Raw genomic sequence first — 9,844 nt, 5'->3', positions numbered from 1 at the left:
GGTTTTAACGCCGACCCTACGAGCTGAACTGGCTACCCATAAGGCTGAAATTCTCTCATTTTTGCGAGGAATCAAAACTGGGGGCAATGGGACGGCTGACTCAATTCAGCCTGTTTCACGCCGCCAAGAACTGCCCCTCTCGTTTGCACAACAGCGGCTCTGGTTTCTAAATCAGCTAGAGGGGCCTAGCGCTACCTATAACGAGTTTCGTGCTCTGCACATTGAGGGAGCACTGCAGTTAGACGTGCTAGAGCAGAGTTTAACTGAGGTAGTTCGGCGTCACGAAATTTTGCGAACGACGCTGGTAGAGGGCCAAGACGGGCCAATACAGGTAATTCAGGCCGCAACAGCTATCAGACTAAAAGTTGTTGCCCTGCAGTCCAAATCTCAGGTGCAGCGGTTGGCTGCAGTCCAGCAGTGGATGACTGCGGTAGCCCAGCAGCCTTTTGATCTAGCCCGTGGCCCCTTACTGCGAGTTGTCCTGCTGCAGCTCGCAGCGGCTGAGTCTCAGCTCCTGGTGACAATGCCTCATATCGTAGCTGACGGCTGGTCCATGAGCCTCCTCATCAACGAGCTAGCCACCCTCTACCGCGCCTTCGCCCAGGCTCAGCCCTCACCCCTGCCCCCCCTGCCTATCCAATACGCCGACTTCGCCCACTGGCAGCGACAGTCACTCCAGGGCCAAAGACTCGAACAGCAGCTCGCCTACTGGCGGCAGCAGCTCGCTGGCCTACCCGCCCTGTTGCCCTTGCCCACCGACAAGCCCCGCCCACCCCTCCAAAGCTTCCACGGCGCCCGCAGCCACTTCTGCCTCGATGCCAGCCTCACCGCCCAGCTCAAACAGCTGGCTCAGCGCTGCGGCGCCACCCTGTTCATGGCTCTAGTCGCCGCCTTGAGCGTGCTCCTCGCTCGCTACAGCGGCCAGAAAGACATCGCCATCGGCTCTCCCATCGCCAACCGCAACCGGCCAGAGCTAGAGCCGCTGATTGGCTTCTTCGTCAACACCCTGGTGCTGCGCAGCCGCCTTGAAGACAATCCCAGCTTCGAGGCGCTGCTGAGCCAGGTACGTCAGAGCGCCCTGGCTGCCTATGCTCATCAAGACCTGCCGTTTGAAAAGCTGGTGGAAGAGCTGCGGCCTGAGCGATCGCTGAGCCATAGCCCGCTGTTCCAGGTGATGCTGGTGCTGCAGAACACGCCGCCAGCGGCGCTGACCCTGCCAGAGCTGGAGCTGACCCCGATAGCAGATGAGCAGAGCAGCGCCGCCAAGTTCGACCTGACCCTGTTTGTCACAGAGACGGCAGCGGGTCTGAGCGGCATGTGGCGCTACAGCACCGACCTGTTCGAGGCGGCCACGATAGCGCGGCTGAGCGGCCACTTCCAGCAGTTGCTGCGGTCGATTGTGGCCAGTCCGCAGCAGCGTGTCGAGCAGCTGCCCCTGCTGCCGGCCGCAGAGCGGCAGCAGCTGCTGCAGGGCTGGAACCAAAGCCAAAGAGACTTTGCCGCCGCCTATCTGCCAGAGCTGTTGGAAGCGCAGGTCGAGAAAACGCCTGAGACGCTAGCGGTTGTCTACGGCGCTGAGAGTTTGACCTACGCAGAGCTGAACCAGCGAGCCAATCAGCTCGCCCATTCCCTGCAGCAGCTCGGTGTCGGGCCCGAAAGCCGGGTTGCTCTGTGCCTAGAGCGCTCCCTAGAGCTGCTGATAGGGCTGTGGGGCATCCTCAAGGCCGGGGGCGCCTATGTGCCCCTCGACCCCAGCCAGCCAGCCCAGCGCCTCGCCTCGCTGCTGGCAGATGCTGAGGTTTCAGTGCTGGTGAGCCAGCAGGCTGTGAGCGATCGCCTGGCGCTGCCATCGCTACCGTGCCTCTGCCTCGATGCTGACTGGCCGCAGCTCTGCCAGCAGCCACGAGAGAATCCTGCCCTTACTCTGCAGCCCAGCAATCTGGCCTATGTCATCTACACCTCTGGCTCGACCGGCCAGCCCAAGGGTGTGGCCATCGAACACCGCTCGATTGTCAACTATACCAGCGCTATCCTGGAGCGCCTGCAGCCAGAGAGCGGCCTGCGCTGGGGTCTGGTCTCATCGATAGCAGCCGACATGGGCTACACCATCTTGTTCCCGGCTCTTTGCAGCGGCGGCTGCGTCCACGTGCTCTCCGCAGAGCAGCTCAGCGACCCCGCTGCCTACAGCGACTATCTGGAAACGCAGGCCATAGACCTGCTCAAGATTACCCCTTCCCATCTAGCGGCACTGCAGTGTCAGGGCCAAGGTCAGGATCAGGGTCAGCGGGGGCTGCCGCGCCGCCAGCTCATTCTGGGGGGGGAGGCCGCCAGCGGCGTCTGGCTGAGGCAGCTGCAGGCCAGAGCGCCAGGCTGTCAGATTGTCAATCACTACGGGCCGACTGAGGCGACTGTGGGGGTGCTGAGCTACCGGATGCCGCTGGCTGAAACAGGGTGGCAGGGGGAACAACTGCCGCTGGGACGGCCCTTGGCCAACTGCCGGGTGTACATCCTCGATGACCAGCAGCAGCCGGTGCCGATTGGGGTTGCTGGTGAGCTCTACATTGGCGGGGCCTGCTTGGCGCGGGGCTATCTGCAGCGCCCAGAGTTGAACCAGGCCAAGTTCATGGCAGACCCGTTTAGTGATGAGCCGGGGGCGCGGCTGTACAGAAGCGGGGACAGGGGGCGTTACCTGGCCGATGGCAACATCGAGTTTCTGGGCCGAATGGACCGGCAGGTGAAGGTCAGAGGCTTTCGGATTGAGCTGGGGGAGGTGGAGGCGGCTATGGCTGAGCATCCTCGGCTGCAGCAGGGGGTAGTTGTGGCGGTGGCTGACCAGCAGGGGGGGCAGCGGCTGGTGGCCTATGGGGTAGCGGCTGAGGGCGGTGTCAGCAGCAGAGAGCTGCGGCGCTTTTTGCGCGAGCGGCTGCCGGAGTACATGGTGCCGAGCGTCTTTGTGCCGTTGGCGGCGCTGCCGCTGCTGCCCAATGGCAAGCTAGACCGGCGCGCCTTGCCCCTCCCTGAGACCCTTGCCAGCGGCCCTGGGACTGTCCCAGAAGCGCCCCTAACGCAAACCGAGGAATTGCTGGCGGCTGTTTGGTCAGAACTTTTGGCAGTTGCTGTAGGCAGACATGACAATTTCTTTGAGCTAGGCGGCCATTCTCTCTTGGCCATTCGCGCGATCGCTCGACTTCGAGAAGTCTTTGCCTTTAATTTACCACTGAGCAAGTGCTTTGAGCTGCCGACCATCGCTGAGCTAGGCCAGTATATTGACGCTGAGCATAAAGGCGGTCAGCCGGGGGCTTTTGCAATTCAGCCCAGGCCGCGCGGGTCGGAGCTACCGCTCTCCTTTGCCCAAGAACGGCTGTGGTTTTTAGATCAGCTAGAAGCAAACAGCGCTGCTTACAATGTCCCGGCAGCCGTTCAGCTAGTGGGGCACTTAGACGTAGCAGCTCTGCAGCAGGCCGTCGCTGAAATTGTCCGACGGCATGAAAGTCTGCGCACTACGTTTCCCACCGTGCAGGGTCGGCCTATCCAGGCGATCGCCGCCGATTTGCCGATCACGATTCCAGTTGTAGACTTGCAAGATCTACCAGCGCAGATCCAGTCCTCTCAGGTCAAACAGAGAGCGATGGCAGAGGCTCAGCGCCCCTTTGATCTAGCCTGCGGCCCACTTTTGCGCCTCAGTCTGCTCCGCCTGGCTGCCGATGTCCATGTCCTGCTGATTAACCTGCACCACATTGTTTCAGATGGCTGGTCCAGGCGGGTGGTTTTCGTGCGGGAGCTGGCAGCGCTCTACGAGGCATTCACTCAGAACGCTCCCTCTCCCCTGCCTGAGCTACCCGTTCAATACGCTGATTTTGCTCAGTGGCAGCGGCAGTGGCTCAGTGGCGAAGTCTTGGCCACTCAGCTTGACTACTGGCGGCAAGAACTGGCCGATCCTCTGCCCGTATTGGATTTACCGACTGATCGGCCCCGCCCCTCGGTGCAGACCTTCCGGGGAGCCCATAGCTGCTTTAGCCTCAGCGCCGACTTGACGCAGAAGCTGAAAGCGCTCAGCCAACAGTCAGGAACGACTCTATTCATGACCCTGCTGGCAGCCTTTGCCACCTTGCTTTCTCGCTACAGCGACCAGAGCGACATCGCCATCGGCTCTCCCATTGCTAACCGCGATCGCAGTGAGCTTGAGCCTCTAATCGGGCTGTTTCTCAACACCTTGGTTTTCAGAATCGACCTGCAGGGCAATCCGCCGTTTCTAGAGCTGCTGACGCGGGTGCGACAAAAGACGCTGGGCGCCTATGCCCATCAGGACATTCCCTTTGAAAAGCTGATGAGCGAACTGCAAACGACTCGCCAGCTCAGCCACTCACCTTGGTTTCAGGTCATGTTCATTCTGCAGAATCTGCCCAGCGAAAAGCTAGAACTGCCAGGGCTGACCCTCACGCTGCTAGAACAGGAAGGCTGGGCCAATGCCACCGCCAAGTTTGATTTAACCCTAATCATGGAGGAAAAAGGGCCGCAGCTCGAAGGCATCTGTGAGTACAACACCGATTTATTCGAGGCGGCTACCATTGGCCGCCTGGTAGAGCATTTCCAAAACCTGCTGGCCGGAATTGCCGCCAGTCCCCACCAGCGCCTCTCAGAGCTGCCGATGTTGAGCGCGGCCGAGCAGCAGCAGCTATTAGCAGGCCGCTATGCCAGCGCCTACAGCGAGGCTTTGACCGAGGATGACAGTCAGGCACTTCCCGCGCCTGATGAAGACATCGATCGCCTCATTGCTGAGCTAGCTGAGCTGTCGGAGACAGAAGCCCAACAGCTACTCAGCGATGCCAGTTGACCCCAAATCTGTTTGTTGATCAGCCGCAGCCAAGCCATTCATCAAGGGATCGTCAATGTGCAACTCCCAATTACAGCTCCAACCACAGTTTTCTACCCTGATAGAACTTCTACGCTATCGGGCTGCTACGCAAGGTCAGCAGCGGGCCTATACGTTTCTAGACAGCAGTGGAACCGAGGCGCAGAGCCTCACCTACGGCGAGTTAGACCGACAGGCGCGGGCGATCGCCGCTCATCTACAGCCGTTCAAAGCGGTCGGTGAGCGGGCGATCTTGCTGTATCCCTCCGGGCTGGAATTTATCGCGGCTTTCTTTGGCTGCTTGTATGCTGGCGTGATTGCGGTTCCGGCCTATCCTCCCCGCCGTCATCAAAAGCTCTCTAGGGTGCAGGCGATCGCCACTAATGCCCAAGCCCGGTGGGCACTGACGACCACTCACCTTTTGGCTGCCATACGCGAGCTCTGTTCTGAGGACGCTGAATTGTCGCAACTGCAGTGGATAGCGACTGACAGCGTTGATCTCGAAGCGGCCCCTGGCTGGCAGCAACCGGCAATTAGTCGCGATACCCTGGCCTTCCTGCAGTATACGTCCGGCTCGACTGGCGATCCAAAAGGCGTAAAGGTCAGCCATCAGAATATTCTGCACAACGAGCGGGTCGTTAAAGCGGCGTTGGGTTTCAGCGATCGCACGGTGCTCGTGGGCTGGCTGCCTCTATTTCACGATATGGGGCTAATTGGCAACGTTTTGCAGCCCCTCTACCTGGGGATTTCCTGCTATTTGATGTCACCTGCCGACTTTCTGCAAAAGCCAATCCGCTGGCTGAGAGCGATCTGCCGCTATCGGGCCACTAGCAGCGGCGGCCCCAACTTTGCCTATGACTTGTGCTCACGCCGAACCACGCCAGCACAGCGGGCCGGTTTGGATCTCAGTAGCTGGGAGATGGCTTTTAACGGTGCCGAGCCGATTCAGGCCGAGACGCTAGAGCGTTTTAGCGCTGTGTTTGCGCCCTACGGTTTTCGACGCACCGCTTTTTATCCCTGCTATGGCATGGCGGAATCAACCCTGTTCATCTCAGGCGGACGGCCCCAGTCGCCAACCGTGACCAAGACTGTAGATTCGCTGGCGCTGACGCAAAACCGGGTTGTTTCACCTCCCCAGTCGCCAATGACTCAAACCGTTGTCGCCTGCGGTCAAACTTGGCTAGATCAGTCTCTCTGCATTGTCGATCCAGATACGCGCTGCCGCTGTGGCCCAGACCAAGTTGGGGAAATTTGGGTGGCTGGCCCCAGCGTGGCGCTAGGTTACTGGCAACGCCCTGAACAGACGATTGAAACATTTCAGGCTTTTACGGCTGATACTCCCCCTCAAGGCCCTTTTCTGCGGACGGGCGATTTGGGATTTTTACAGGACGGCGCTCTGTTTGTGACCGGGCGACTCAAGGATCTCATCATTATTCGGGGGCAAAACCACTATCCCCAGGACATTGAGCTGACGGTAGAAAACAGTCACCCCGCCCTCAGAGCCGGGGGTGGAGCGGCCTTTTCAGTCCTGAGCGCAGAGAGCGAGCGTCTGGTGATTGTCCATGAGCTAGAGCGGCGCTATTTACGGCAGCCTAGCTTGCAAGAGGTATTAGACAGCATTCGCCAAGCCGTCGCGGCTCGGCACAACCTCCAGATCTATGCAGCAGTTTTAGTCAAACCCAGCAGCATTCCTAAAACCTCCAGCGGTAAGATTCGCCGCTATGCCTGCCGGGCCGCCTTTCTCACAGGCAGTCTAGCCGCAGTTGAACACTGGGGTGCCCAGGCTGACTATCCAGCCGCACCCCAAGCTTTAGCCACGCTGTCAGCCAGTTCTCTTCCGTAGTAAAATCCTCAGCTTTTGCCCCCGTCTCCAGGAGCTTAGTCATGCAAGACAATCGGCAGGTTGCTCAGACCCTGACTCAAACCCCACCTCTCTTAAATCCCCCCGTGGCAGACCAAACAGCGCCTACGGTGGCAGAAATTCGGGCCTGGCTAACTGCCTATTTAGCCGACATTTTAGAGATCAGCGCTGACCAGATTGATCAGACGGTTCCTTTCGATCGCTATGGCTTGGATTCTGCCCTGGCCATGGGCCTGAGCGGTGACCTAGAAGACTGGCTTAATCGCGAACTTGTCCCGACCCTGCTGTACGACTATCCCACAATTGAGGCGTTGGCCCAGCATCTTCACAGCAGCGGGCTGGCAGCCCCTGCGGCGCAGCTCACCCCTATTCAACCCGTTTCTCGACAGATTCCCCTGCCCCTTTCCTTTAGCCAGCAGCGACTGTGGCTACTGCATCAAATTCATCCCGGTAGCACTGCTTACAATCTCTCCCTGGTTTTAGAGATTGCTGGCAGCCTCGATCTCGCCGCGCTCCAGCAGAGCCTCACCACGCTGATACAGCGTCATGAAGTCTTGCGCACCACCTTTGCCGCTGTCGATGGCAAGCCGGTTCAGGTGATTCACCCGGCCCAGGCAAGCGATTTATCCCTGATTGACCTCACAGACTTGGCGATCGCCGAACGCACTGCCGCCGTGCAGCAGCTAACAGCAAAAGCTGCGCAGCATCATTTTGACCTATCCCAAGGCCCTTTGATGCAGGTGACGTTGCTCAAAACCGCGATCGAGCAGTATCGGCTGCTGATTACGCTGCACCACGCGGTGGCGGATGGTGGCTCGGTCGGCATTTTTATGCAAGAAGTGATGGCGCTTTATTCGGCCTATGCTCAGGGCCAGCCTCATCCTTTGCCACCGCTATCGATTCAATATGCTGACTACGCCTACTGGCAGCGGCAGTGGCTGCAGGGGGAAAGGCTGCAGCAGGGACTGGCTTATTGGCGGCAACACCTAGCCGATGCTCCCTCGCGGCTGACGTTACCAACCGATCGCCCGAGGCCAGCCACGCCAGCGTTCCAGGGAGGTCGGATCAATTTTGCTATCACGGCCAAGCTGACCCAGCAGCTTAAGCGCTTGGGCCAGCAGACCGGAGCCACCCTGTTTATGACCCTGCTGGCGGCGTTTGCAGTCCTGCTAGGTCGCTATAGCCATCAGCCAGAGGTTGTGATTGGGGCCCCCATTGCCAATCGTCACCGCCGGGAACTAGAGCCGCTGATTGGGTTCTTCGTCAATACGCTAGCGCTGCGGGCTGATTTGGGCGGCAATCCCAGCTTTCAGGAACTCCTAGAGCGAATCAGGCAGACCGTTCTAGCGGCCTATCACCACAATATGCCGTTTGAAAAGGTGGTGGAAGTCTTGCAGCCGCAGCGATCGCTCAATCATCACCCCATATTCCAGGTTATGTTCGTGCTGCAAAATCTGCCGGCGGGTCCTTTAGAGCTGCCGGGGTTAAAGATTACGCCGGTTGACCTAGAAGAGTTTCCGGCCAATTTTGACCTGACCCTTTCTCTAAATGAAACGGCTCAGGGGCTGGAGGGCTTCATGGGCTACAACGCCAATTTGTTTGAAGCGGCTACCCTTGCTCGCATGGTGCAGCATTTTCAAACCTTGCTGAACCAGGTGGTTGCCCAACCGCAGCAGCCTCTGGCCCAACTGCCGCTCCTCAGTTCGGCTGAGCGGGCGCAGCTTTTGGAGGATGCTGCGGCTGAGCCTATACCGTTGGTTTCTGCTTCTGGGCTAGCAGAATCGGTGACTGCCGCTGCCGAGATCGATCATTTGCTGGCTGAACTGGAAGGACTGTCAGAAACGGATGTCGAACAGCTGCTGCACGATCAGACTTCGACCTAAACGGTTTTGCCTAAATGATCCATGCCTAAAGCCAACTCAACCCTGCCACCTGCGCCATGACTGATCTAGCTAGCCGACTTGCCAATCTTTCTCCTACTAAGCGAGCCTTGTTGGAGAAACGCCTGAAGCAAAAGCAGGCCCAGACCGCAGCCATTGGGGCTGACTGCGTGCATCAGCAGTTTGAAGTCCAGGCCCAGCAAACGCCCCAGGCGATCGCCGTAGAGCACAGCGGCCAATCCCTGACGTATCAGCAGCTTAACGGCCGCGCCAATCAGCTGGCTCACTACTTACGAACTTTGGGCGTTGGCCCCGAAACGCTGGTGGGCCTCCATGTTGAACGCTCGTTGGCTATGGTGGTGGGCCTGCTTGGTATTCTCAAGGCCGGAGCCGCCTATGTCCCCCTCGATCCCAACTATCCGGCCGAGCGATTGGCCTTCATGGTGGCAGACGCCAAAATGACCGTTTTGGTGACGCAGCAGTCGCTGGCTGCCAGCTTAGCGGTTCAGGGGACTGCTGTGGTCTGTTTGGATGGGGACGCAGCCGCGATCGCTCAGATGTCCTCTGCCCAGATTGACAGCGGCGTCAAGCCGGAGAATCTAGCCTATGTCATCTATACCTCTGGCTCTACAGGCCATCCCAAGGGGGTAATGGTTGAGCACCGCGCCCTCGCTAGCTTTGTGACCCAGGCCGTTGCCGGGTATAAAATCGGGCCGCGCGAGCGGGTGCTGCAGTTTGCCTCCATCAGCTTTGATGCTGCTGCCGAGGAGATCTATCCCTGCCTGGTTGCAGGCGGGACGCTGGTGCTGCGAACAGATGAGATGTTAGGCAGCGTTTCTCAGTTTTTGCAAGACTGCCAGGACCGGGGGCTCACGGTCCTCGATCTGCCTACTGCCTACTGGCATCAGCTCGTAACTGAGCTGGCCGCTGCCAAGTTAGCGTTGCCCCAGACTTTGCGCCTGGTCATCATTGGCGGCGAACCAGCTTTGTCAGAGCCGGTCAGCCTCTGGCAGCAGCTGGAGTCCCGGCCTCAGCTTGTTAATACCTATGGCCCGACGGAAGCAACGATCGTGGCAACCTGGTTTGCCCTGCCGGAGTCTGGCGCTGATGCCGCCAGCTGGCAGAAGCTGCCCATCGGTCGGGCGCTGCCCCACGTCCAGGTTTACATCTTGGATCAGTATCAGCAGCTAGTGCCTGTCGGCATTCCCGGCGAGCTTTACCTCGGCGGGGCTGGCTTAGCCCGTGGCTACC

4 protein-coding genes are annotated in these 9,844 nt (G+C 59.2%); all 4 read left to right on the top strand.

Annotated features, from left to right (window positions below; translation table 11 throughout):
* Positions 1-61: 61 nt before the first annotated feature.
* On the top strand, positions 62-4,834 hold the full coding sequence (locus QJQ48_RS27005) for an amino acid adenylation domain-containing protein (protein ID WP_346294334.1): 4,773 nt from the start codon (positions 62-64) through the stop codon (positions 4,832-4,834).
* A 55-nt stretch (positions 4,835-4,889) separates the two neighbouring features.
* Positions 4,890-6,695 (top strand): fatty acyl-AMP ligase, encoded by a 1,806-nt coding sequence (locus tag QJQ48_RS27000; RefSeq protein WP_346294333.1) that lies wholly within the window; start codon positions 4,890-4,892, stop codon positions 6,693-6,695.
* A gap of 41 nt (positions 6,696-6,736) precedes the next feature.
* Positions 6,737-8,596 (top strand): condensation domain-containing protein, encoded by a 1,860-nt coding sequence (locus QJQ48_RS26995; RefSeq protein WP_346294332.1) that lies wholly within the window; start codon positions 6,737-6,739, stop codon positions 8,594-8,596.
* 56 nt (positions 8,597-8,652) lie between these two features.
* The coding region (locus tag QJQ48_RS26990; protein WP_346294331.1) for an amino acid adenylation domain-containing protein at positions 8,653-9,844 on the top strand (1,192 nt) is incomplete at its 3' end.

The sequence above is a fragment of the Sphaerothrix gracilis Ecp01 genome (assembly GCF_030405905.1).
In the GTDB taxonomy this organism is placed as follows: Bacteria; Cyanobacteriota; Cyanobacteriia; order Phormidesmidales; family Phormidesmidaceae; genus Sphaerothrix; species Sphaerothrix gracilis.
Note: the sequence above shows the minus strand (reverse complement) of the source record. Positions and strands in the feature narration are given on the sequence as shown.